Source organism: Geothrix oryzisoli (genome assembly GCF_022808865.1).
Classification (GTDB): domain Bacteria; phylum Acidobacteriota; class Holophagae; order Holophagales; family Holophagaceae; genus Geothrix; species Geothrix oryzisoli.
This window is the reverse complement of record NZ_JAKZLB010000005.1, coordinates 118,098-142,916: the sequence shown is the minus strand read 5'-3', so window position 1 is coordinate 142,916 and position 24,819 is coordinate 118,098. Positions and strand designations below refer to the sequence as shown.

Here is a 24,819-nt window from a genome sequence, read left to right as displayed (position 1 = left end):
ATGGAATCATTTTCCAATTAATGGCTCGCGTCAATAGAAATTGATTCCATTTGTGACACACAGGGCCACTAAACCCCTTGCCTATCTGCGCGAAGATTGAGATGAATCCAGCCCGTTGGGGAGGCCTTTGACATGAAGCGGAAGCAGATGTGGATCCTCGGAGGAGGACTGGCGGTGGTCCTGATCGGCGGGCTGAGCCTCGCCGGCATGCGGGACAAGGGCATCGCCGTCCAGGTGGCCACCGTGGGCCGCGAGAACCTCCAGGCGAAGGTGAGTGCCAACGGCAAGATCCAGGCGGTGACCAAGGCGGATATCTCGGCCAGCATCATGGGCCAGGTCACGCGGCTGGCCGTGCAGGAAGGCGACCGGGTCCACAAGGGCCAGTTCCTCATGGAGATCGACCCCCGCAGCGCCCGGGCCAACACCGAGGCCATGCAGGCCAACCTGCACGCGGCCCAGTCGGACCTGATCTCCGCGACCGCCAACCTCGCCCAGGCCCGTTCCGACTTCGACCGCGCCAAGGCGAACCGCACCGCGGGCATCATTTCCGTGGCGGACTTCGAGCGGGCCAAGACGGCCTTCGAGACCGCCCAGGCCGCCCAGGAGACCGCCCGCCGCCGGACGGACCAGGCCAAAGCCAACGTGAGCCAGTCCCATGTGGGCCTCGGGTTCTCCACCATCACGGCCCCCATGGACGGCGTCGTCACCGCCCGCCGCATCGAGCTGGGCGAGACCGCCGTGCCCGGCATCCAGAACCAGCCCGGCACCGTGCTGCTCACCGTGTCCGACATGAGCAAGGTCGAGGCGGAGATGGAGGTGGATGAGGCGTCCATCCCCAGCGTGAAGCTGGGGCAGGAAGCCCAGATCCGCATCGATGCCTATCCCAACCAGACCTTCCAGGGTCAGGTCACGGAGGTGGGTGGCAGCCCCATCCTCAAGCTCACCGTCAACGAAGCCACCAAGTTCAAGGTGAAGGTCTGGATCAAGGACCCGCCCCTCACCATCAAGCCCGGCCTCTCAGCCCAGGCGGACATCTTCACCGGCAGCCGCGATCAGGCCCTGGCCATCCCCTTTCAGGCCCTGGTCATGCGCGAGATCAAGCTCAAGAAGGGCGAGACCCACAAGCCGGGCGCCCCGCGCGAAGAGGAGGGCGTGTTCCTGATGGAGGCTGGCAAGGCCAAGTTCACGGCCGTGAAGACCGGACTGATGGGCGACCTCTCCGTGGAGGTGCTCTCCGGCCTCAAGGGCGGCGAAACGCTCATCACCGGCCCCAACCGGGCGCTGCGCGATCTCAAGGGTGGCGAGGCGGTCCGGGTCGAGAAGGCGAAGAAGAAGGACAAGGACGACGCCAAGTCCTGAGACCCGACCATGAACCCGACCGAACTCCTCCGCGCCTCCCTCCGGGCGATCCGGGCGCACACCCTGCGCAGCTTCCTCACGCTGCTGGGCGTCATCATCGGCGTGGCCACCATCGTCGCCGTGGTGGGCGTGATCTCCGGCCTGAACACCTATGTGAAGGAGAAGATCATCGTCCTGGCCCCGGACGTCTACGTCGTCCAGAAGTTCGGGGTCATCCGCAGCCGGAAGGAGTTCATCGACGCCCTCAAGCGCCCGCCGATCACCTGGCAGGAGTACGAGCGGCTCTCCAGCGGCATCCTCAAAGAGGCCTCCCAGGTCTCCGCGGCCGCCGGCAACGCGATGCCGGTGAACTCGGGAACCCGCCATCTGGACAGCATCGCCGTGATCGGGATCACCTCCAACTTCGCGGATCTCTTCAACCTGGAATTCGAGGCGGGCCGGTTCTTCACGGAAAACGAGAACGACGCGGCCATGAACGTCGCCGTCATCGGGGCTGATACCCGCGAAGAGCTGTTCCCCCACCTGGATCCCGTGGGCCGGACGGTCCTGATCCGCGGCCTCCCCTTCCGGGTCATCGGGCTCATGCCCAAGCAGGGACGGAGCATCGGCTTCAACCAGGACGGGCGCATCTACATTCCCCTGCAGGTCTACCGCAAGAACTTCATGACCTCCAACGAGAGCCTGGAACTCCAGATCAAGGCGAGGAACGGCGTGGAAGGTCTGGATGCCTCCATGGACGAAGTGCGGGCCCTGTTCCGCGCCATGCGGCACACCAGCTTCCGCAGCCCGGATCCCTTCGGCATCCTCACCCAGGAGAGCCTCCAGGAACTCTGGAAGACCATCAGCAGCGCCGCGTTCCTGCTGCTGATGCTCATCTCCAGCGTGAGCCTCGGCGTGGGCGGCATCGTGATCATGAACATCATGCTGGTGAGCGTGGTCGAACGCACCCAGGAGATCGGCGTCCGCATGGCCCTGGGGGCGAGGAAACGCGACATCCGTCACCAGTTCCTGCTTGAGGCGGCCCTGCTGTCCGCGGCCGGCGGCGTGGTGGGCGTGCTGGTGGGTTCCGCGGGCGCCTTCACCGTCCGGGCCCTGGCCGACTTCCCCGCCCAGATCACCCCGGGCATCGTCTTCACGGGGATCCTCCTCAGCACCCTCGTGGGCCTGGCGGCCGGCTTCCTGCCCGCCTACCGGGCTTCCAACCTCGTCATCATCGACGCGATCCGGGCGGAGTGATCATGACCAGGAGGAAGGTGGGATTCAGGGGCATCGGCACCGAGAACGTGCGGTTCGCCCTGCGCGCCATGGTGGCCCAGAAGCTCCGGAGCTTCCTGACGCTGCTGGGCATCGTGGCAGGCGTGGCCACGGTCATCGCCATGGTGAGCTTCGTATCGGGCTTCAACGACGCCGTCACCGACAGCTTCTCCAGCTTCGGCACCACCCTGGTCCAGTTCCAGAAATACGAGCCGCGCTTCGGCGGCGGGCGCCTGCCCGAAGACCAGAAGCGCCGGCGCGACCTCACCATCGAGGATGCTGAAGCCCTCAAGCAGACCGCCACCCTGGCCGCGGCCGTGTCCCAGGAGCGCTACCTCTTCGGCAACGACGCCGCCAACCTCACGGTCAAGACACCCGAAGGCCAGGAGGGCAACAACCCCACCTTCGTGGGCACCAACCCCGACTACGCGCCCTCCAACAATTCCTTCATCCAGGACGGGCGGTTCTTCGTGGATGCCGATGTGGCCCACACCGCCCGCACCTGCGTGCTCGGGCCCCAGACCGCCGAGGCCCTGTTCGGCAAGAAGGATCCCATCGGGCGCACGGTCCTGGTGAACGGAACGGCGTTCAGCGTCATCGGCCTGCTGGAAAAGAAAGGCAGCTTCCTCGGCGGAGATGCCGACAACATCCTGATCATCCCCATCAGCACCTTCGACGAGATGTTCCCCCAGGTGAAGAACGGAGGCGGCGACACCATCCACATCGCCACGATCCCCAAGGACCCGAAGCGGATGTACGAGATGATGGACCAGGAGGTGGCGATCCTCCGCGCCCGCCGGGGCCTGAAGGCCAGCCAGCCCAACGACTTCGCCATCTTCACCAGCGAGGCCCAGCTCAAGACCTTCCAGCAGATCACCGGCGGCATCGCGGGCGCCATGGTCCTCATCGCCGCCATCGCCCTGCTCGTGGGCGGCGTGGGCGTCATGAACATCATGCTGGTGAGCGTCACCGAGCGCACCCGCGAGATCGGCGTGCGCAAGGCCCTGGGCGCCACCCGCAAGGACATCGCCATGCAGTTCCTGGTGGAGGCCATCAGCCTCACGGGCGTGGGCGGCGCCGTGGGCATCGCCGTGGGCCTGGGCATCGCCATGCTGGTGCGCCTGGTCTTCGAGTTCCCCGCCGCCGCGCCCGTCTGGAGCATCGTCCTGGGCTTCGGCGTCAGCACGGCCGTGGGCCTGGTGTTCGGGCTGTGGCCCGCCTTGAAGGCCGCGAAACAGGACCCGATCGAGGCCCTCCGCTACGAGTAGGCCACTCCATCGCCCGTGGTCCAGCGCCTGGGCGCTCGGCTTCGCCTCACGCACGGCGCCTGCTCCCCCGCGAACGGACGCGCCGCCGGCGCGTCCTCCCGCTCGCCTTTGGCTCGCGGAGCGGGTCCCGCGGCCCGCCTTGAAGGCCGCGAAACAGGACCCGATCGGGGCCCTCCGCTACGAGTAGCCGCCGTCAGCCCGCCACGACGGTCTTCACGCTGAACGCCGGGGGATGCTCGATGTGCTTCTTCACGGTGCACTGGCTGGCGGTGCGGACGAGGGCGTCGTGGTACTTCTCGGGGAAGTCGGCGGGCACCTGGATCTCCAGTTCCACCTGGCCCACCATGTTCGTGGCGGGGTCGGGAATGGTCCGCTGGACGAGGCGGATGCCCTCGGAGGACAAGCCCCGCTGCCGGCAGAAGTTCAGCACGTAGATGCCGGCGCAGGTGGCGAGGGAGGCCTGGAACAGCGCGAAGGGCGTGGGGGCCGACCCCTCACCGCCGGCCTGGGGGGGCTGGTCCGTCTGCACCGTGAAGGAGCCGAAGTGGGCGTCCACGCGGGCGCCGCCGGGAAAATCAATGAGCATGTCCATGGGCCGTCCCCTCGTGCAGGACTTCCATCTTTTCGCAGAGTCCCGCCGCCACCAAGCCCGATTCCCGGACAGTGCGGTGGCAGCTCCGGTGCCTAGCGCCCCTCGCCGGGATGGTATCGGCGCTCCAAGTGCTTTTCGATGTCAGAGCGGTAGAACAGGACATCCTTGAACCGGCCCTGGCTGTACCGTTCGGCCTGGTCCGTGAAATGGGGCGAGTCGGGATGCCCGCTCTCGCCACCGGCGAGGAGGCTCTTGGCGCGGAGGCGCGGGCCGAATTCGACGACGGCGACGAAGCTGTTGCCCCGGTCCCCGTAGATGCGGCGGGTGGGTTGGACCGAGGAGGCGCCGAAGGCGGCCAGGGAACCCCAGGTGGCCGAGGGGAACGGGACCGGCCAGCTGAACTTGGCGTCGTCGTAGGCCTGGGCCACGTCGCTGCTGAGCCGCTGGAACCGGTTGATCTCTCCCCACGGGGTCTTCCAGGTGCCGAAATCGGCCTCCAGCTTGGCGCTCGCCCGAGCGAGCGCTTCCAGCCTCTCCTGTGGGGCGAGGTTCTCTGCGATGTAGTCCAGCACCGGAACGCCCTTCCGGCGCGCGGCGGCGGACGAACGGGAGATCAGGTCCTGGCCCCAGTAGATCGCCAGTGAGGTCGGGACGGAGGTCAGCGCATAGCGCCGGTCCCAGGTGCGCAGGGCCTCGACCTGGGGCGCCAGCGCCGCCCTGAGCGGGTCCGCCGGGGGCAATCCGTCATAGGCCTCCAACAGCGCCGGGAGCAGGGGATCGAAGCCGGTCAGGTAGGTGTCGTAGGCGGCCGCGATCAGGCTGTCCAGGGTCATCACCTTCTGGTGCTGCAGCACCTTCACGGCGTGCAGGCCCCGCGCATTTTCCGGGTTCGCCCACATGTAGGCGGGATAGTCCGCCTGCCTGGGGCTGCTGGAACCCGCAGCGGAGAAGGGCCAGTTGTTGGTGTTCTGGATCCATCCGCTGGCAGGATTCAGCAGGGTGATGGTCTCTCCGATCGGATGCAGTCCCTTCCATTCCGTGGCGGCGAGGCTGCCGTCCACCGGCCGGGTCCAGTCGAACTTCGGATCGCGGATCGGCACGAAGTTCCCGTGGAAGTAGGCGATGTTGCCGTCAGCGTCGGCGTAGACGGTGTTGTTCGAGGAGTTGGTCTGCAGTTCCATTGTCTTGCGGAACGCGGCATAGCTCCGGGCCTTGGTGCGCAGGTACGACTGCATCAGCGCCTTCATGGGTTCCTGCATCAGCTTCACGGCGACCCACTTGCCGTTCGCCTCCCGCACGACCGGGCCGTGGTGGGTGAAGTAGGCCGTCACGGTCTTCCGGCTCATTCCCGCAGCGGTCCTGTAGGGCAGGACGATCAGCACGGCCTTCACCGGCCGTTCCCCATGTTCATACCGATAGGAGAACCGCCCTTCCTTCCCGGTGACCGTCTCGAGGTATTCATCGATCACGTCGGCCCCGCCGGACGTGTGCATCCATCCGGCCCGCTCGTTGAATCCCTGGTAGACGAAGAACTGGCCCCAGGTCACGGCGCCATAGGCGTTCAGGCCCTCCTCGCTGGCGACCTGCACCTCGGGCCGGAAATAGAAGGAGGTGTGGGGATTGATCAGCAGGAGCGCATGGCCCGAGGCGCTGAGCTTCGGGGCGATCGCGAACCCGTTGGACCCGCGCGGTTCAGGATCGAGGCCGGCGGAGGCGCCCGCCACGGCCTCCGGCCTGCGAGGGCCGTACATCCGCGCCAGCTCCTTCAGGTCGATCGACTCGATGTCGCCGCCAATGCTCCCTTCGCTGAAGGCCAGGGCCATCCAGGGCTCGAAGCGGGTGATCAGCCTCGGGGTGACCTCCGGGTGGGTGTACAGGTAGTAGTTCAAGCCATCGGCGAAGCCGACCATCAGTTGCTTCAGCCAGGCGGGACTGGCGGCATAGGCCGCCTTCAACCCTGCGGGCGTGATGTACAGCTTCATGCGGAGGTCGCGGTAGAGCTCGGCTTCCCCCTCAACTTCCGCCAGGCGGCCCAGCGCGTTGATGTAGTTCAGTTCGACCCGGTTGAAGTCATCTTCCGCCTGGGCGTACAGGAGCCCGAAGACCGCATCGGCATCGCGCTTCCCGAACACGTGCGGAATGCCCCAGGTGTCGCGCAGGATGGTGACGCGCTGCGCGGTGCGCCTCCAGCGGGCGAGGTCGGCAGCCTTCCCGCGCCGGGAGGTCGCCGCAGCCGGCCCACCGGGCGCAGCAGACGCCGCCAGGGCCCCCAGGCAGAAGGCGAGGCTCAGGAGGATGCGGCTTGGTTTGAACATCGTCCCCTCGGGCGCGGATTCGGGTTCCGGCGCGACCTGCATTGGTTTCGTGAGTCTCCATTCGATCTTGCCACAACCGGTGGCGGCGCCGGGCTCCGCGGCCCGCCGCGAAGGCGGATCCCGTGCCATCCCCAATCTCTCCTGCGCGGGCCCGGCTGGATCCGGCCAGAATGGAGGGCATGGACGCCCAAGAATTCCGCCGCCTCGGTTACCAGCTCGTGGACTGGATCGCGGACTACCGTGAGAACCTCGAGCGCCTGCCCGTGATGAGCCAGGCCAAGCCTGGCGAGGTCCGGGCGGCCTTCCCGGACCATCCGCCCCTGCACGGAGGCCGGGTCGCCCAGGCCCTGGCGGCCCTGGAGCGGGACGTGCTGCCCGGCATCACCCACTGGAACCATCCCTCCTTCTTCGCCTACTTCCCCAGCAACACCAGCTACAGCTCGATCCTCGGTGACCTGGCCGCATCAGGCCTGGGCGCCCAGGGCATGAGCTGGCAGACCAGCCCCGCGGCCACGGAGGTCGAGGAGGTGGTGATGGACTGGCTGCGCCAGATGGTGGGCCTGAGCACGGCCTTCACCGGCGTCATCCACGACACCGCCAGCACGGCCACCTTCACGGCCCTGCTCTGCGCCCGGGAGAAGGTCTCGGAGTACGCGCAGAACACCGAGGGCCTCCAGAGCGGCGAGGCGCCACTCGTGGTCTACGCCTCGGACCAGACCCACAGCTCCATCGAGAAGGCGGCCCTGCTGGCGGGTTTCGGCCGCAGCTACCTGCGCCTCATCCCCACGGATGAGCGCCACGCGATCCGCCTGGACCTGCTGCGGTCGGCCATCGAGAAGGACGTCGAGATCGGCCTGCGCCCCTGCGCCGTCGTCGGCGCCGTGGGCACCACCGCCACCACGGCCCTGGATTCCCTTCCCGCTCTGGCGGACCTCGCGGAGCAGCATGGCATGTGGCTCCACGTAGACGCGGCCCTGGCGGGCACGGCCATGGTGCTGCCCGAGTGCCGCTGGATGTGGGAGGGCATCGAGCGGGCCGACAGCCTGGTGTTCAACCCCCACAAGTGGATGGGCGTGGGCTTCGACCTCAGCGCCTACTACGTGCGCGATCCCCAGCACCTCATCCGCGTCATGAGCACGAACCCCAGCTATCTGCGCACGGCCCAGGACGGCCAGGTGAGCAACTTCCGCGACTGGCACATCCAGCTGGGCCGCCGCTTCCGGGCGCTGAAGCTGTGGTTCTACCTCATGGACGTCGGCGTGGCGGGCCTCCAGGCCCGCATCCGCCGCGACCTGGCGAACACCCAGTGGCTCAAGGAGCAGGTGGACGCGGCTCCGGATTGGGAACGGCTGGCGCCCGTGCCCCTGCAGACCGTCTGCCTCCGGCATGTGAAGCCGGGACTCGACGAGGCCGCCCTCGCCGCCCACAACCTGGACATCGCCCGCCGGATCAACGAGGGCGGCAAGGCCTACCTCACTCCTTCCATGCTGAAGGGGACGCAGATCCTCCGGGTGAGCATCGGCGCCGAGACGACCGAGCACACCCATGTCGAGCAGCTCTGGGCCCTCCTCCGGGAAGCGGCCGGCTGAGGCCGCCGGACAGATTTCCCTTGCCCGCCATGGCGATTCCCCACCACACTGTGGGTGTCATGACCACCTTCCCGGCCATCAACCCTCGCCCCAATCATCCCACCCCGACGGATGGGTTGGAGAGGGTCTAGACCAGACCGAAGCGTCACCCGCTCTCCAACCCCCGATCCTGCGATCGGGGGTTTTTGTTTTCGAGGTCCCCATGGTTCGCCAGCCGACATCGACCGCCAAGGCGGGGCCGAAGCCCCGCATCCTGGATCGCGCCGGCCTCCCGTCCGCCCGGCGGGTCGTGGTGAAGCTGGGCACCCAGGTGGTGGTGGACCCGGGCGGCCGACCGGCCCTCGCCCGCCTCTATGCCCTGATGGAGGCGGTGGCGGCGATGGCCTCGCGCGGCTGCCAGCCCGTGTTGGTGTCCTCGGGCGCGGTGGGGCTCGGTGCACGGCAGCTCGGGCTCGAGCCCAAGTCCCTGGCGGAGAAGCAGGCGGCGGCGGCGGCGGGACAGGGCGAGCTGATGGCCCTCTATCAGGAGGGCCTGGGCCGCCTGGGGTTCAAGGCCGCCCAGGTCCTGCTGACCGAGGACGACTTCGCCGACCCCACGCGCCACGCGAACCTGCGGCGGACGCTGGAGACCCTCCTCTCGCTGGGGGCCATCCCCGTCCTCAATGAGAACGACACCGTCTCCACCCTCGAGCTGGAGCGTCCCGCCGCCGGCCGGACCCCGGTCTTCAGCGACAACGACCATCTGTCGGCCCTGGTGGCGGCGCACCTGGAGGCGGACCTCCTGATTCTGCTCTCGGATGTCTCGGCCCTGCACACCGGCAACCCCAGGCTGGATCCCGCTGCGGTCCCCCTGGCCGAGGTGCCCTTCGGCCAGGTTCCCGCCGTGCGGACCGAGGGGCGGAGCGGCCGCGGGCGAGGGGGCATGACCAGCAAGGTGGCGGCCGCGCGTCTGGCCGCGGATCGGGGCGTGCCGGTGGTGCTCGCCTCCGGGCTCGAGCCCCGGATCCTGGAGCGCATCCTGGAAGGCGCTTCGGTGGGGACCCTCTTCACGCCCGACCCCGGCGGACCGAAAAACCCCGTGCCAGCCGGCAATCCCATCCGGCCCATGGCCCTGGCCGCCCGGGCGGCCTCGCGGCGCCTGGCCGTCACGGACACCGCCACCCGCGACCAGGCCCTCACCACCCTCGCCGACCTCCTCCTGGGGGAGGAGGCGGCGATCCTTGCCGCCAACGAGGCGGACCTGGCCGCGGCGAAGGCCACGCTCGGCGCCTCGGCCTGCCAGCGCCTGCGCCTCGACCGAGCCAAGCTGCACAGCATGGCGGAGGGCGTGCGGGCGGTCGCAGCCCTGCCGGATCCGCTGAACCAGGTCCAGCTTCGGCGCCAGCTCGATGACGGGCTGGAACTCACGCGCGTCTCCTGCCCCCTGGGCGTACTCGGCGTGGTGTTCGAGTCCCGGCCCGACGCCCTCATCCAGATCAGCGCCCTCGCCTTGAAGAGCGGGAATGCCGCGCTGCTGAAGGGCGGGCGCGAGGCGCGCCATTCCAACGCGGCCCTGCTGCACACCATCCAGGAGGCCCTGCGCCGCACCGGGCTTCCGGTTGCGGCCATCCAGGGCCTGGAGGATCGCGCCTCCGTCGAGGCGCTCCTGGCGCTGAACGAATGGGTGGACCTGGTGATCCCGCGGGGTTCCAAAGATCTCGTGAAGCACATCCAGAACGCCACGCGGATCCCCGTGCTCGGTCATGCCGAGGGGGTGTGCCACATGTACCTGGACGCCTTCGCAGACACCGACATGGCCGTCGCCCTGGTCCGGGACGCGAAGCTCCAGTACCCCGCCGCCTGCAACGCGGTGGAGACGGTGCTGGTGCATGCGGCCGCCGCGCCGCGTCTGCTGCCGGCCCTGACGGAGGATCTCCAGGCCCGCAAGGTCGAGCTGCGGGGGTGCGAGCGCTGCCGCGCCCTGGTCCCCTGGCTGGGCGCCGCGACATCGGCGGACTGGGACACGGAGTACGGCGAGCCCATCCTGGCCCTGAAGGTGGTGGCGGATCTGGAGGAGGCGCTGGCCCACATCCGCACCCATGGCAGCGGCCACACCGAGGCCATCGTCACGGAAGATCCCGCCGCCGCCGCCCGGTTCCTTGCGGAGGTGGATGCCGCGGGCGTCTACCACAATGCCTCCACGCGGTTCGCCGATGGGTTCCGGTACGGATTCGGCGCCGAGGTGGGCATCAGCACCGGGCGGATCCACGCCCGCGGACCCGTGGGACTCGAAGGTCTGCTGAGCTACCGCTACCTCCTCCGGGGCCATGGCCACCGGGTGGAGAATTACACCGGGCCCGCGGCCCGCCCCTTCCAGCACCTCGATCTGAGGTCGACATTATAAGCATCAATTATTGACACATAAGACTCTATAACTTTGAGCCCAAGAGATGAACTGTTAACCTTGACCAACGCTCGTCGCTCCTGGATTGCCGCAGGGGCGACTTTTTCGTATCGGGAGGACCCATGGCTGCCCTTCTCTCCCCTGAGACACCTGCCTTCGCCGTGCCTGAGGCCAACCTTGTCCCGGTGAGCGACCACCTGAAACAGCTGGCGCCGATTCCCGCTTCCCGCATGTTCCTCATCAACAAGTCGCTGAAGGTCTTCAAGGAAAAGCAGCCGGGCGTGCCCGTCTTCGACGCCAGCCAGGGCGACGGCGGCGCGTCGCTCCCCGGGGTGCCCGCGGAGCTGCTGGACCGCGCCTTCGAGATGCAGAAGCAGCACGGCACCGCGTACGACATGCCGTTCGGCACGGACGCCTACCGGAAGAGCGTGGCGGAGCAGTACTGGAAGCTGGCCCCCGACACGGGCTGGGGCCCAGCCAACATCATCGGCACGCAGGGCGGCCGCGACGGCCTCCAGAAGGCCTACCAGGCCATGCTGGCCCTCGGCCATGGCCGCCAGGGCGATGTGGTCGTCGTGAGTCGCGTGCCCTGGATCAGCTACAACTGGGGGCCCTACGGCATCGGCGCCAACGTGATGTGGGCCCCCGGCCGGGCAGAGGAAGGCTGGGCCTACTCCGAAGAAGGCATCCGGGCCTGCGTCGCCGAAGCCGCGAAGCACGGCCGCAAGGTCGCGGGTCTCGTCATCACCAGTCCCGACAATCCCACGGGCCAGACGCTCACCCTCGAGCGCCAGATCGTCCTCGCCCGCGCGGCGCTGGAAGCCGGCGTGGCCTATGTGCTCTTCGATTGGATGTACCACGCCGTGGGTGATGGCGAACCCTACGATGTGAACGTGCTGCTGCGCGCGTTCGAGCCGGACCTGCGCAAGCGCCTGATGGTGCTGGACGGTCTCACCAAGAGCCTCGGGGCCTCCAACATCCGCAACTGCCACCTGCTGGCGGACGCGGAGCTGGTCAAGGTCGTCGTGGCCCAGGCCTCGCACACCGTGATGCCCTCCTTCTTCAGCTTGGCCGTGGCCATGGCCGCCTACGAGAAGGGCTTCCAGGCCGCCTCCGCGCCCATCGCCGACCCCACCCGCGCCAGCCGCGCCTGGCTGCGCGCGTTCCTGAAGGCGCAGGGGCTCACCCACATCATCGGCCAGGGCTACTACGCCTTCATCAAGGTGGCGGACACCTTCCAGGCCAAGGGCTGGACCGACTCCGAACCCATGGGCCAGTACCTGGCCGAGGAGCATGGCGTGGCGGTGGTGCCCGGCGCCTTCTTCAGCCCCTACGGCGCCGAGTGGATCCGCTTCTCCTACGCCACCCCGCCCGAGCGCACCCAGGGCGCCGCCGAGCGGCTCGTGGCGGCGCTGAAGTCGCTTCAGGGTTGAACCGATTCACTTGCACTTCAATTGATTGATCTGGAGCACCCGTGTTCGACCTGAACGCCTTCGTGGAGAAATTCCAGCTGGCCCGCCAGACGGCCCAGGAAACGCGGCCCCAGGGCGGGCTCTGCGGGCTGGAGCTGGAGTGGAACCTGGTGGACCCCCAGTTCCGCCCCCTGCTCACCGTGGGTACCGGGCCCGACCGCATGTCCTTCGTCGATCACCTGCGCTCGAAGGTGCTGGCGCCCTGGACCGAGGAATACCACCAGCTGGAGGTCTTCCACTGGATGATCGAATGGGTCACGCGGCCCTACCACACGCCCAAGGGCGCGGTGTACGAAGGCCGCCTGCTGGAGGCGGCCCTCATCAACGCCCTCTACAAGGCCGGCCGGGCCTTCGGGGAACCCCTGTACTACTGGCACGGCAATCTGCTCGTGCTGCCTGAGATCGGGCCCGACTGCGTACCCATGTCCTGGCACCTGGCCAAGCGGCGCTACCTGCAGCGCTGCGTCGAGATCTACGGGACCGAGCTGGCCACCGCCGGCACCCACTCCAACCTGAGCCTGCCCGAGCCCATGCTGGCCTGGGACTTCATGCACCTGCCCGACGCCCAGCGCGGGGACAACCACCTGGACGCCTACAAGAACAAGGTCTACATCACCAGCACGCGGCTCATGCGGGCCTTCGCCGCCCTCTTCATCGCCACCAGCGCCAGCACGCCCCTGCAGGCTTCGGAGGAGGGCGGCAAGCCCGTCGTCCGGCTGACGCCCTACGAATCGGTGCGCAACCTCACCTTCCCGAACCCGCCCGCCCTGGACGTGCCGGACCTGAACCGCAGCCACTCCGACTACCTGCGCCTGTCCTACGACCTGGTCCGCCGCGGCGTTCGCTTCGGCAACAACAACTGGATCCCCGTGCGCGCCCGCTCCCAGGTCGAGCCCGTGGAGCGCCTCATCCAGGTCACCAGCGACCAGCTGCACGACATCTACGCCCGCGGCCTCTTCGCCGCCGGCGAAACCCGGAACGTGGAGGACATGGCCGCGCAGATCGAGCGCCAGAACCTCTTCGCCCGGATCGACCTGCCCATGGCCCGCGTGGAAGTGCGCACGGATGATCCCGGCCACGAACTGGCCCTGGACGTGGCCAACCTCACCCTCAAGCACCTGCTGCTGCTCCGCTTCTATGCCGATCCCGACTTCGCCCGCGGCTTCCGCTACGACGCCGAGGACATCACCCGGGCCCGCCGCAACGAAGACCTGGCGGCCCGCGAGGGCCTCAACGCCGTCATCGAGGACCCCCTCACCGCCAAGCCGGTGGCCATGCGCGCCTTCCTCGCCTGGACGCTCAACCAGCTGCGCCCCCTGGCGGAGGCCCTCGACTTCTGGGAGGACCTCCAGCCGCTCCGCGAGATGGTGGATGGCGCCCCAAGCACCGCCGAGAAGATGCGCCAGCGGCTGAGGGCCAAGCTCGGGACTTCGGACATCGTGCCGCCCGCCCTGCTCGTCGAGCTGGCCGAGGCCCGGACCGCCCAGGTCCGTGAGGAAGTGGAGACCGTCACCGCCCACCTGGCGGACCTCGGCACCGAGCAGGACAAGCTGCAGGACTTCGTGGAGCACGCCCGGGACGAAGTGCACCTGGACCCCCGCGCCCCCGTGCGGTTCCGCCCCCGGCCCGAGAAGCTGGTGGAATCCGGCTTCGTGGACAAGACCACGGAAGTGCTGTCCGTCTCCCAGCGGCTCATCCGCATTCCCAGCGTCACCGCCTGCCCGGAGGAGCGCATGCCCGAGATCCACCGGGCGGCCACCTTCATCTACGACTACCTGCGCAACCACGGCGTGCCCGTGCGCTACTTCGACCAGGCCACCTTCCCCGCCGTGCTGGCCCATTTCCCCGGCGGCGAGAAGGCCCCGGTCATGCTCTGCGGCCACTTCGACGTGGTCGAGCCCGAGCCCGACGACAGCCAGTTCGAGCCGAAGATCGAGGGCGACTACCTCTGGGGCCGCGGCGCGGCGGACATGAAGACCGTGCTCTCCACCTACCTGGTGTGGATGAAGGACACCCTCAAGAAGGGGGCGCCCTACCCGCCCGTGAGCCTCCTCATGCTCGGCAATGAAGAGAATGGCGAGCTTGAGCCGATGGGCACGCCCCACGTGCTCAAACAGCTCAAGGAGGAGTGGGACTACGAGCCCTCCTTCTTCGTGGCCGGCGAGCGCACCGGCGAGAAGGGCACCGAGCTCTGGGGCGAGGTCTGCACCCAGAACCGCGGCGTCCTTCGCTTCGAGCTGGTGGCCAGGGGCACCCGCGGCCACAGCGGCCTGGCGGGCGGCAGCGATCTCACCGAGCGCCTGTTGGGCGCCCGCGAGGCCCTGCGCGAGATGTTCGCAAAGCGCCTCACCCTCAAGGCCTCGGATGGCTGGCAGTCCCTGGCCCGCTTCGCCTACATCCAGGTGGGCACCCCGGGGGTCTACAACATCACGCCGGACCGCGGCGCCCTGGGCGTGGAGCTCCGCCCCATCCCCCAGGACGACATCTCGAGCCTGCGCGCCGCCATCGAAGCCATGGCCGCGGAGCGGGAGCTGGAGTTCGTGCCCGCCGCCTGGGAACCCGGCGTGGCCTGCGATCCGGAGAACCCCTACCTCAAGGCCCTGCTGGCGGGCATCGAAGCCGCCGGTGGCGAGGTGCGCCTGGGCCGCAAGGGCGCCGGCACCTCGGCCCGCTTCGCCCCCAAGGGCCAGGGCGTGGTCTGGGGCCAGACCGGCATCGGCCCCCATGCCGCCGGCGAGCGCCACTTCATCCCCAGCATCGATCCCTACTACCGGGCCCTGGAGGCCTTCGCGGCCAAGCTGAAGGCCTGACCGCAGGTAGGCTCCGGGATCGTGCCGGAGATCACTGTCGAAACATCTTCTTGGCCTCACCATCGTGGATGGGTTTCAGGATGAAGATCTGCTGATCTTCCGGAGACCCGGGAGCCTGCCCCGATGAGTCCTGTCTTGAGTCAGCCAGAATCTGCCCGCACGGGCCGCCGTGCCCCGGGCGGCCTGGTGGCGGTGTGCGGCTGGTGCGGGAAGGTCCGCGACCCCGCGGGAACCTGGGTGCCCGGGGACCCGGACCTCCTGGAAAGGGCGGCCAGGGTCCTCACCCACGGCGTGTGTCCGGACTGCGCCCGGCAGCACTTCCCCCGTCGCCGGTCGGCCGCCTGAGTGTGGCGTTTTTTTGCCGGCGGCACAGAGTGCCCAGCAGGTCGGAATCGTGCCCAAGGTCACTGTGACGAGGGCGCCTGACCATTGATCATGAGGTCAAGGAAAGCACCTCTCCGGCCCGCCCGGCGCCGCCTTTCCCGAGGACATCCCCATGATCCGCAGGTTGACCCGGCTCTGGCCATGGCTGGCCCCCTGGGACGAACAGGCCACGCTGGAGATCCGCCTGTTCCGGAAGGTCTGCCTGCTGACGGCGGGCCTGTCCCTGTTCATCGTCCTGCCCGTGAACCTGCTCCAGGACCTGCCCCTCGGCCTGGATCTGGCGGTGGCCGCCTTCGGCATCGTGGCCTACGCCCTCTACCGGGCCTCCCTGAACGGCCGGCACGCGATGAAGACCTTCTGCGTGCTCCTGGGCCTGCTGCTCAACTTCAGCTGGTTCATGAATGCGGGGTCCCAGGGGAGCGTCGGCATGTTCCTGTTCGCCGGGGCCATGGTGCTGAACATCTTCTTCCGGGGCCTCACCCGGTGGCTGGGCATGGCCGTCTTCATCGTCAACGGGCTGGCGCTGCTTTGGCTGGAGCGGGTCTATCCGAAGCTCGTCGTGCCCTACTCCCAGGCCCTCGACCGCCAGTGGGACCTCATGACCAGCTTCGTGGTGAGCACCCTCGCCTGTGTCCTGGTCCTGCGCGTGGTGCTGGCCGCCCACGATCGGGAGCGGCAGCGGCTCACCGCCACCAACGCCAAGCTGGAGCAGAGTCTGGCCGAGATCCGGACCCTCCAGGGCCTGCTGCCCATCTGTGGCTGGTGCAAGAAGATCCGGGACGACGCGGGCCTGTGGACTCAGGTGGAGCAGTACCTCGCCGAGCACACGGACGCGGCCTTCACCCACGGGATGTGCCCCGATTGCGCGAAAATCCACTTTCCCGGCAGACAGGCCCAGGAGCCCCGACCCGAAGGACAGGACCAGCCGGCCTGAGCCTCAGAAGTCCAGGTTCTCGGTGATCCGGGTGCCGTCCTTGCTGAAGGTGGCGAAGAACCTGGCGATGCGTGCCTCGGCCTCGGCCAGGTCGTCCAGGCCGAGGTTCAGGTTCAGCAGATCCACATACCAGGGGGCCTTCACGGGACTCTGGACGTAGGTCTGGACGATGGCGCGGGCGATGGGGAGGGTGGTGCCCTTGGAGTCGTCGTGGACGTCGCGGTTGCTGGCCTTGCGGAGCTTGGCGTATTCCTCCTCCAGCAGACGCGCGAAGAGGGCCGGCGTGAAGGCATCCCCGGCAGCGACACCGGTGGCCGTGTCCGCTTCCGTGAAGGTGGCGCCCTTGTGCAGCCATTCCCACAGGATCGACACGCGGATCTCGCCTGTGGCCATGTCCTCCATGAGGTAGAGGACGTCATCGTTGCCGAAGAAGTCGGCCGGTTTCAGCGCCGCTGCCTGGAAGCCGCGCAGGAAGGCGTTGCCGTACTGCAGGGCCACGGACAGCAGGTCCCGCGCGCCGGCGATGGTCCGGGGCGCCTCCTCGAGCTGCATCAGGCCCGCGGCGTCGCCGGGGTTGTAGGTCAGCGCCGGGAAGGCGCGGCCCATCTGGTTGGCCTCGCCCACGCGCTCCCACACGGGCCTCACGATGTGGACCATCTTCCAGTGGGCCACCCACTTCCCGGACGCGCCTTCGCGCTGCTCGCGCTCGGCCCCCGCCACCGCGCGCTTCATGCTGGCGGCGACGCCGGCCTCGCTGCCCACGGGGATGTTGGGTTCCATGCCGCCCTGCCAGAGGGCGAAGCGCCCATTCCGGTCCGGCGTGTTCATGGCGCGGCGCACGCGGTCCTCGTAGGTCCGCATGTAGCCGTAGGTCATGGTGATGGACTGGATGTTGGGGTTCACGAACTCCCGGTCCCAGGCCAGGGCGTCCGACACGCTGTTGATGTAGTCCCAGCGCCCGGTGTTGAAGCCCACGAAGTGGGGCGACAACGCCGCGCGGATCTCCATGAGCTGGAAGCACTGCTCGAGTTGCTCCACCAGCACGTAGACCTTGATGGTGCCCACAGGCAGGCCCAGGTGGGCTTCCAGGGCGAGCAGCAGGTCGTTCCAGAGGGCGGCGTCCTCGGCGGTCTGCGTCTTGGGCAGGTAGAGGACGATGCTGCGGCCCACGGCCCGCAGCCGCTCATGGTTGTTCACCACGTAGAGCACCAGGTCCGTGATGGAGGCGGAGAACCCGTGGCCGTCGCGGCGGATGTGGCGGTCCTCCAGGTGGAGCCCCCGGCACCGGTACAGCAGCGTGGTGAAGTCCAGCTGCTTCCGCCAGTCCGCGATGATCGGCCTGCCGAAGAACCCCTGGGCCCACTGGTTCATCTCGCGGGCGACCTCTTCGGCCACCTCCAGGAAGAGCCGATCCCGGGCGATGGCGAGCTTGAGGTTGCGGTGGTTGTCCAGGGACATGGTGTCCACCTGGCCCAGCGCATCCTCGCCGTCGAACATCCAGCCGTCGGCTCCTGAGAGCAGCGCGTAGGCCACGTTGCGGATGCCGGAGCGCGTGTCCGAGCGGGGCTTGGTGGCCGGCCCCGTGCCCTGGATCCACTGGCGCGTGAGGTCGGGCGGGATCACGGCGCCATCGAAGTTCCCGGCGCGGGCGTCGGCCACCTTGATCTGGGTGCCCGGAATCAGCGCTTCGGGATCGAGGAAGGCGATGCGCTCGCGGGCCTCGGCCCGCTGCTTCCGCCGGGCGGTGCGCGCCGCCATGCGCGCCCTGCGCTTCTCGTCGAGGGGCGCCAGCACCTCGAGGGCGCGGAGCACCTCCGGCGTGTAGACATCCGGGTAGGAGGACAGGACGGCGTCACGGAATTCGAGGGTCATGGTGTCTCCCTTGGGGAAATCGGCATGGACGGGTGCATCCATTCTTGCGGATCGCGGGGTGCGGCCCTCCGTCGAGGGCTTGTCAACCGGGTGTTCGTGTCAATCGCTTGTCAATCACAAAGCCCCCGAGTGTCAATCGAGGCTCACCGCCTCAGGGCCATGCCCACCTTCACCAGGCGGCAGGCCCTGGCGGCGGCGGCTTCCACCAGGATGGCGCCCTGGCCCATGCAGGCTTCCAGGGTCATGGGCTGGGGCACGGTGGTGGCCAGCGCATCGATGCCGTGGCCGAGGACATCGTCGGCGCCGTCACCCAGCCCGCCGGCAATGCACACCACGGGCACGCCATGGCGCTTGGCCACGGCCGCCACACCCACGGGCGCCTTGCCCATGGCCGTCTGGAAGTCCGTGCGGCCCTCGCCGGTGATGACCAGGTCCGCGCCCTGCACCAGGGCTTCGAAGCCCGTGGTCTCCAGCACGATGGCCACACCGGGCCGCAGGCTGGCGGGGGTGAAGAACAGCAGGCCCGCGCCGAGGCCGCCGGCGGCGCCGGCGCCCGGCAGCAGGGCGATGTCGCGGCCCGTGGCGGCCTTCGCCACGCCCGCGAAGACGCCCAGGGCCGCATCCAGTTCCTGGACCATCCCCGGGGTGGCGCCCTTCTGCGGGCCGTAGACGGCGGAGGCGCCGCGGGGCCCGCACAGGGGGTTGTCCACGTCGCAGGCCACCAGGATGCTGGCCTGGGCCAGCCGGGGATCCAGGCCCGAGAGGTCGATGTGGGCCACCCGGGCCAGGGCCGCACCGCCCTCGGGCAGGTCCCGGCCCTCGGCATCGAGGAAGCGTGCGCCCAGGGCCCGGGCCATGCCCGTGCCGCCATCGTTGGTGGCGCTGCCGCCGATGCCGATGACGAGCTTGCTCAGGCCGGCATCGAGGGCCGCCTTCATCAGTTCGCCCGTGCCGAAGGTGCTGGTGATGCGGGGATCGCGACGGTCCTTGGGCACCAGGGGCAGGCCCGAGGCCGAGGCCATCTCCAGGAAGGCAGTGGCGCCGTCGCCGGAGAGGCCCCAGTGGGCCCGCACGGGCTCGCCCAGGGGGCCGCGGACGTCCGAGTGCATGAGGCGTCCGCCCGTGGCGGCCACCAGCGCCTCGACCGTGCCCTCACCACCATCGGCGATGGGCACTTTGAGCACTTCCGCGGCCGGGAACACGGCGTGGATGCCGCGTTCCATGGCTTCCGCCACGCCCAGGGCCGACACACTGCCCTTGTAGGAATCCGGAGCCACGATGATGCGCATGGAACCCACCTCGATGTCAGTCAGAGATAAAACTACCGCCAAGACGCTCACGCGTCTTGGCGGCTGTCGATCAGCAGGTCAGGGAACGAGTCCCGGGAACAGGAACGCGAAGCCGAAGACCATGAGGCCCAGCAGGATCACGTAGGGGATCGTGTACTTGATCGTCTGTCGCATGATCAGGCCCTCCTTGCCGGCCAGGCCCACGGCGGTGGCGGCGATGACGATGCTCTGGGGCGAGATCATCTTGCCCGCGGAAGCGCCCGCGCTGCCGGCCGATGCCATGAGGATGTCGGACAGGCCCATGCCCTGGGCGGTGAGCTTCTGCAGGTTCCCGAAGAGGGCATTGGCCGAGGTGTTGCTGCCGGTGAGGAACACGCCCAGGGTGCCGAAGAGCGGGCTCAGGAACGGATAGACGTGCTTGCTCACCAGGGCCACGATGCCGTTGGCCATGGTGGCCACCATGGAGATCTGCTTGGTGGCGAGGTCGCCCACCACGGCCAGCTTGGTCTTGGGGTCGATGATGGGCAGGGCCATGTTCATCACTTCGGCGATGGCGAGGATGCTGGCCACCGCGATGAACGACGGGATCATCTGCTTGAAGGTCTTGCCGAACTGCTCGCCCATCACGCCGTAGCTGATGCCCATGAAGGGGAAGGCGATGAGGCCGGCGATGAGCATGATGGTGCCGGGGCTCTGGAGCCAGGTGAATGCGTAGAGCTTGCCGGGGTTGTAGATCTGGGCCTTGAGGAGCACCCACTTCCAGCCCGGGGCGCTACCGTTGAAGAGCGGCTTGGTGCTGGGTAGGTTCACGGCGATGACGAGCACCGCCAGCAGCAGGTAGGGCAGCCAGGAGAGGAACAGCTCCTTCGCATGGAACTCGCGCCGCTCCTCGGTGGCCGGGGCCTCGCCCTCGAAGAGCCAGGGCTGGGCGTGCTTCTGGAAGTTCAGGTAGATGGCGGTGGCCACGAGACAGACCAGGCCCGCCAGCACCGAGGTGAGGTCCGCGCCGATGAAGTTGGAAACGAGGAACTCGGTGATGGCGAAGCTGAGGCCCGACACCAGGATCGTGCCCAGGGCGCCCTTCAGCCCCTTGGACTTGGACATGGCATAGACCGTGGCGAAGGCCATGATCAGCGCCAGGGGCGCCATGAAGCGGCCCGTCATCTGGGAGAGCTTCATCACGTCCAGGCCCGTGGTCTTGGCCAGGGTCACCGTGGGGATGGCGAGGGAACCGAAGGGCACCGGGCCCGTGTTGGCCACCAGGCACACCAGCGCGGCCATCATCGGGTTGTAGCCCAGGCCGATGAGGATGCTGGCGGGAATGGCCACCGGGGCGCCGAAGCCGCAGATGCCCTCGAGGAAGGCGCCGAAGCCGAAGGCGATGAGCAGGGCCTGGGCGCGGCGGTCCACGGTGAGGTTCGCCATGGCACCCTGCATCTTGTCCATCCAGCCGGTGGCTTTCAGCACGTTGTAGACCACCAGCGCGCCGAAGGGGATGTACATGATCGGGAAGATGCCCGTGAGCCCGCCCTGGAAGGCCGCCAGCAGCGTCACCTTGGCCGGGAAGTGGAACACGAGGACGGCCGCGAGCACGGTCACCAGCAGGGCGACGGGCGCCACCTTCGCGGCGGGTTTCATCAGCAGCGGGATGCCGATGAGCAGAACGATGAGGGGCAGCGTGGCTGCAAGGATGCTCAATAACATTGTCGACCTCCGAATCGGTTGCAGAACAGTACCGCGCGATGGTCTGACCACCAAGCCAAAAGCGTTTTCCAAGCACATGGGCCGGAATCAGATGGATTCCGGCCCATGCATGTATGACTTGTGGTGTGGATTTTACCGGTATTGCCTGGGGTGGTTAGACCACCAGACCTATTTGGTTTTCACGGGATCCGCTGGCCGCTTGGGCAGGTGCATGGGTTTCTCGGCCATGCGCTTCAGCACCTCCTGCACGCCCCGCTCCAGCTGGCGATCATGGCCCGCCAGCATCGAAACGGGGTCGTTCTCCACCTCGATGTCAGGCGTCACGCCCTCGCCTTCGATGATCCATTCGCCCGTGGGCGCGTTGGTGCCCGAGCGCGGGACGAAGACGCTGCCGCCGTCGATCAGCGGCGTGTTGCCACCGCCCACGACGCCGCCCCAGGTCCGCTTGCCGATGAGGGGGCCGAGGCCCGCGAACCGGAAGTGATAGGGGAAGATGTCGCCGTCGCTGGCGCTCGTCTCGCTGGTGAGCGCCACCATGGAGCCGTGGAACACCGTGGAGGGATAGGTGGTCGGTTCGTCGCTGCCGAAGCCGAAGCGCGTGCCCAGCAGCTTCTTGCTGAGGCGCTCGATGATCATCTGGCTGATGTTGCCGCCGCCGTTGGCGCGGACATCCACGATCAGCCCCTCCTTGCGGATCTGCGGGTAGTACCACTTGATGAACTCGTACAGGCCGGGCGCCCCCATGTCGGGAATGTGGAGGTAGCCCACCTTCCCGCCGCTGAGCTTGTCCACGGTCTCCTTCGAGCGCAGCACGAAGTCCAGGTAGCGCAGGCTGGCCTCGCTCTGGATGGGCTGGTAGCTGACCTGCCGGGCCCCCTCGAAGCTGGGCTTGGTGTTCAGGGTGAGCGTCACCGTGAACGTCTTGTTGCGCAGCAGGCGGTAGGGGCTGTCGTCCGCCTTCAACTCCACGCCATCGATGGCCAGGATGTAGTCACCCTCGCGGGCATCCACGCCCACCTCCGTCAGGGGACTGCGGTACTTGGGTTCCTCGTTGTGGCCCCGGTAGATGTGGGCCAGGCGGTAGCGGCCCGCGGCGGCATCCAGCTCGAAGCGGGCGCCGGGCAGGCCCACCCGGGCGCGCTCGGGCAGGAACTGGTCGCCGCCTTCAGTGTAGGTGTGGCCGATGTTCAGCTCGGAGATGAGCTCGGTCAGGACGTAGGTCAGGTCCGAGCGGTGCGTGACGTACTGCAGCCAGGGGCGGTACTGTTCCCGCAGGGCCTTCCAGTCGTAGCCGTGCATGTTCTTCACGTAGAAGAAGTCGCGGAAGCGCCGCCAGGTCTCGTCGTAGACCTCGCGCCATTCCTCGGCGGGGATGCGGTCCACATAGAGGTCCTTCGTGGAGACGGTCTTCTTCTCCGTGGCCTTGGGCTTGGCGTCGATGAGCTGGAACGACGCCGCAGGGCCCTGGCCGGCGCGGGCTAGGATCTTGTTCCCGTCCTGGCTCAGCACCCAGCCCTGCACGCCCGCCATCAGCTCGCTCTCCTGGCGCTTCTTCAGGTCGAAGATCCAGAGGCCGCCCCCGCCCGGGCGACGGCCGTTGGCTTCGCCGTACACGAAGGGCTCGGACTTGCTGTAGAGGAGGAAGCCCTTCACCGCCTCCAGGCCGCTCAGGTTGTCGGCTGGCACGGGGACGCGCACGCCGCGCTGCTCGAAGCCATCGAAGTCGATGCGCACGGCCACAGGGCCCTTGGCCTCCGGCTTCTTCTCGCCGTCCTCCTTCCTCGGCCCCTCCTCCTTCTTCTCAGACGCCACGCCCACCTCGTCGCTTTCCGGCGGGAAGGGATGGGCCACGTCCTTCCGCAGGGCGTAGGCCACCACGTCCGTGTTGCGGTTGCCGGCGTAGTCGAACTCCAGGTCACTGATCTGCGGCGCATAGTCCCGGCGGCTGAGGGCATAGAGGTACTTGCCCTCGGGGTCCCAGGCGGGCTCGGTGACGGGGAACAGGTCGCCCGTCAGCCGGTGCAGCTGCTGGTCCGCCAGGCCCCAGATGTGGAGACTGCGGGTGCCGTTCAGGTTGGAGAGTGAGAAGGCCAGGAACTGGCCGTCCGGTGACCAGGCCAGGTCACCCACCCGGGCGAGGGGATCCTTGGCCGCTTTCACGAGCCTGCGATCGGCCACGCCGAGGACGTAGACGACGCCGTCCTTGTCCGTGAAGGCCAGGTGCTTGCCGCCGGGCGCCCAGAGCGGCGCGTTCAGCTGCCCCACCAGGCCGGAGGTCAGCGCTTCGGCCTTCCCCTTGCCATCCTGGGCCACGAGGTAGACCTGGTCTTCGCCACTCATGTCGGAGATGAAGGCCACCTTCCTGCCGTCCGGCGACCAGCGGGCGTGCCGGTCGTGGGCGCCGGAGCTGTTCGTGAGGTTGCGCGCGGGACCCTTCTCGATGGGCACGGTGAACACGTCCCCCCGGGCCACGAAGAGGGCGCGCTCACCCTTGGGCGACAGCGCGAAGCCCTCGATGTTGCGCTCGACGCTGATGCGCGAGGGCCGCGAAGCCCCGCCATCCGTGGGGACGGTGATGGAGATGGCCTGGTCGCTGCCGTCCTGGATGTTCATCACGCGCAGCTCGCCATTCAGCTCATAGACGATGCGGGACCGGTGATCGCTGGAGGGCCAGCGCACGTCCCAGGTCTTCTGGAAGGTGAGCTGTTTCACGGCATCCGTGGCGGGGTCCACCGCGTAGAGGTTCAGCTTGCCGTCGCGATCCGACGCGAAGTACACCTTGTCCCCGATCCACATGGGATCGCGCTCGGTGCGGGGGCTCGCAGCGATCTTCTTCTGCTGCTTCGTGGCCAGGTCGAAGACATAGAGGTCCTGGGCCCAGCCGCCCTGGTACCGCTTCCAGTGGCGGAAGTCGCGGAACATGGGCGCATAGGCGAGCCGCTTGCCATCCGGCGAGAAGGAACCGGGCCCGGCCGTGGGCATGGGCAGTTTCGTGGGCAGCCCGCCCTTCAGGCTCACGGTGTAGAGGGCCGAGCGGCTCAGCACACCGTCGGCGTCGCTTCCCGCGCGGAACAGCACGCTGGACCCATCGGGCGTCCAGCCCACCACCTGGTGGTCGTAGCCGCCCCGGGGCGGCAGCGGGCCCGCCGCAGGATCGTAGGTCAGCTGCCGCGGAATACCGCCGCCGCTGGGAATGACATAGACCTGCTCGTCACCGTCGTATTGGCCCGTGAAGGCGATCCACTTCCCATCGGGACTGAACTTCGCGAACAGCTCCAGGCCCGGATGGGCCGTCAGGCGGGTGGCCGAACCGCCCGTGCTGGCGGCGGTCCACAGGTCGCCTCCGTAGGTGAACACCACCTTGTCCCCTTGGATATCCGGGAAGCGGAGCAGTTTCGTCTGGGCCTGCGCGCCGCCGGTGCAGACGAGCGCGAGGACCAGACAACGGAGGAGAAGGGCGCGTCCAGGCATGGGAACCACCTCGTTGGTAAGGATGGAAAGTGCCGCCATTGTAATACGAGGTAGAACAGCCGATGCCATCAAATACCCCAAGCCCCATGGCCGGGCCCGGCCCAGATCCGCTAGCCTGAATGG

At 68.2% G+C, this 24,819-nt stretch carries 15 protein-coding genes; 9 read left to right on the top strand and 6 right to left on the bottom strand.

The genetic code is table 11. From position 1 onward, the window contains the following. The first annotated feature begins 132 nt into the window (after nt 1-132). From MLE43_RS14125 to MLE43_RS14115, 3 genes are read left to right on the top strand one after another with little or no spacing between them, the layout of a single operon-like run. Nucleotides 133-1,359, top strand: coding sequence for an efflux RND transporter periplasmic adaptor subunit (locus MLE43_RS14125; protein WP_243305153.1), 1,227 nt, complete (start codon nt 133-135; stop codon nt 1,357-1,359). 9 nt (nt 1,360-1,368) lie between these two features. After that, nucleotides 1,369-2,595, top strand: a complete 1,227-nt coding sequence (locus MLE43_RS14120; protein ID WP_243305151.1) for an ABC transporter permease — start codon at nt 1,369-1,371, stop codon at nt 2,593-2,595. Nucleotides 2,596-2,597: 2 nt separating this feature from the next. Beyond that, on the top strand, nt 2,598-3,881 hold the full coding sequence (locus MLE43_RS14115) for an ABC transporter permease (RefSeq protein WP_243305149.1): 1,284 nt from the start codon (nt 2,598-2,600) through the stop codon (nt 3,879-3,881). Between the two features lie 193 nt (nt 3,882-4,074). Here the strand turns inward: MLE43_RS14115 and MLE43_RS14110 are convergent, their stop codons facing one another. Beyond that, a complete protein-coding gene (locus MLE43_RS14110) occupies nt 4,075-4,473 on the bottom strand; it encodes an OsmC family protein (RefSeq protein WP_243305147.1) in 399 nt (132 codons plus the stop codon). A gap of 92 nt (nt 4,474-4,565) precedes the next feature. Further along, entirely contained in the window at nt 4,566-6,788 is a 2,223-nt protein-coding gene (locus MLE43_RS14105) for a penicillin acylase family protein (RefSeq protein WP_243305144.1), read from the bottom strand. A gap of 179 nt (nt 6,789-6,967) precedes the next feature. Between MLE43_RS14105 and MLE43_RS14100 the strand changes: the two genes are divergently transcribed. The 6 genes from MLE43_RS14100 to MLE43_RS14075 all read left to right on the top strand — a co-directional run bounded on the left by MLE43_RS14100 (nt 6,968) and on the right by MLE43_RS14075 (nt 16,360). Further along, nucleotides 6,968-8,377 carry a pyridoxal phosphate-dependent decarboxylase family protein gene (locus MLE43_RS14100; protein ID WP_243305140.1) on the top strand — a complete coding sequence of 470 codons (1,410 nt, stop codon included), beginning with the start codon at nt 6,968-6,970 and terminating at the stop codon, nt 8,375-8,377. Between the two features lie 202 nt (nt 8,378-8,579). After that, a complete protein-coding gene (locus MLE43_RS14095; RefSeq protein WP_243305138.1) occupies nt 8,580-10,760 on the top strand; it encodes a glutamate-5-semialdehyde dehydrogenase in 2,181 nt (726 codons plus the stop codon). 122 nt (nt 10,761-10,882) lie between these two features. Next, nucleotides 10,883-12,193: an aminotransferase class I/II-fold pyridoxal phosphate-dependent enzyme gene (locus tag MLE43_RS14090; RefSeq protein WP_243305136.1), complete on the top strand. Its 1,311-nt coding sequence runs from the start codon at nt 10,883-10,885 to the stop codon at nt 12,191-12,193. A gap of 41 nt (nt 12,194-12,234) precedes the next feature. Continuing rightward, nucleotides 12,235-15,042, top strand: a complete 2,808-nt coding sequence (locus MLE43_RS14085) for a M20/M25/M40 family metallo-hydrolase (protein WP_243305134.1) — start codon at nt 12,235-12,237, stop codon at nt 15,040-15,042. A 135-nt stretch (nt 15,043-15,177) separates the two neighbouring features. Next, on the top strand, nt 15,178-15,387 hold the full coding sequence (locus tag MLE43_RS14080; RefSeq protein ID WP_243305132.1) for a hypothetical protein: 210 nt from the start codon (nt 15,178-15,180) through the stop codon (nt 15,385-15,387). Between the two features lie 151 nt (nt 15,388-15,538). Continuing rightward, nucleotides 15,539-16,360, top strand: coding sequence for a hypothetical protein (locus MLE43_RS14075; protein WP_243305130.1), 822 nt, complete (start codon nt 15,539-15,541; stop codon nt 16,358-16,360). 3 nt (nt 16,361-16,363) lie between these two features. Here MLE43_RS14075 and MLE43_RS14070 read toward each other — a convergent pair whose 3' ends face one another. The 4 genes from MLE43_RS14070 to MLE43_RS14055 form a co-directional block, all read right to left on the bottom strand. After that, nucleotides 16,364-18,232 (bottom strand): aldolase/citrate lyase/malate synthase family protein, encoded by a 1,869-nt coding sequence (locus MLE43_RS14070; RefSeq protein ID WP_243305127.1) that lies wholly within the window; start codon nt 18,230-18,232, stop codon nt 16,364-16,366. A 143-nt stretch (nt 18,233-18,375) separates the two neighbouring features. Then, nucleotides 18,376-19,521 carry a glycerate kinase gene (locus MLE43_RS14065; protein ID WP_243305125.1) on the bottom strand — a complete coding sequence of 382 codons (1,146 nt, stop codon included), beginning with the start codon at nt 19,519-19,521 and terminating at the stop codon, nt 18,376-18,378. Nucleotides 19,522-19,599: 78 nt separating this feature from the next. Continuing rightward, nucleotides 19,600-21,219, bottom strand: a complete 1,620-nt coding sequence (locus MLE43_RS14060) for an L-lactate permease (protein WP_243305122.1) — start codon at nt 21,217-21,219, stop codon at nt 19,600-19,602. Nucleotides 21,220-21,393: 174 nt separating this feature from the next. Continuing rightward, nucleotides 21,394-24,696 carry a S41 family peptidase gene (locus tag MLE43_RS14055; RefSeq protein WP_243305121.1) on the bottom strand — a complete coding sequence of 1,101 codons (3,303 nt, stop codon included), beginning with the start codon at nt 24,694-24,696 and terminating at the stop codon, nt 21,394-21,396. Between the last annotated feature and the right edge of the window lie 123 nt (nt 24,697-24,819).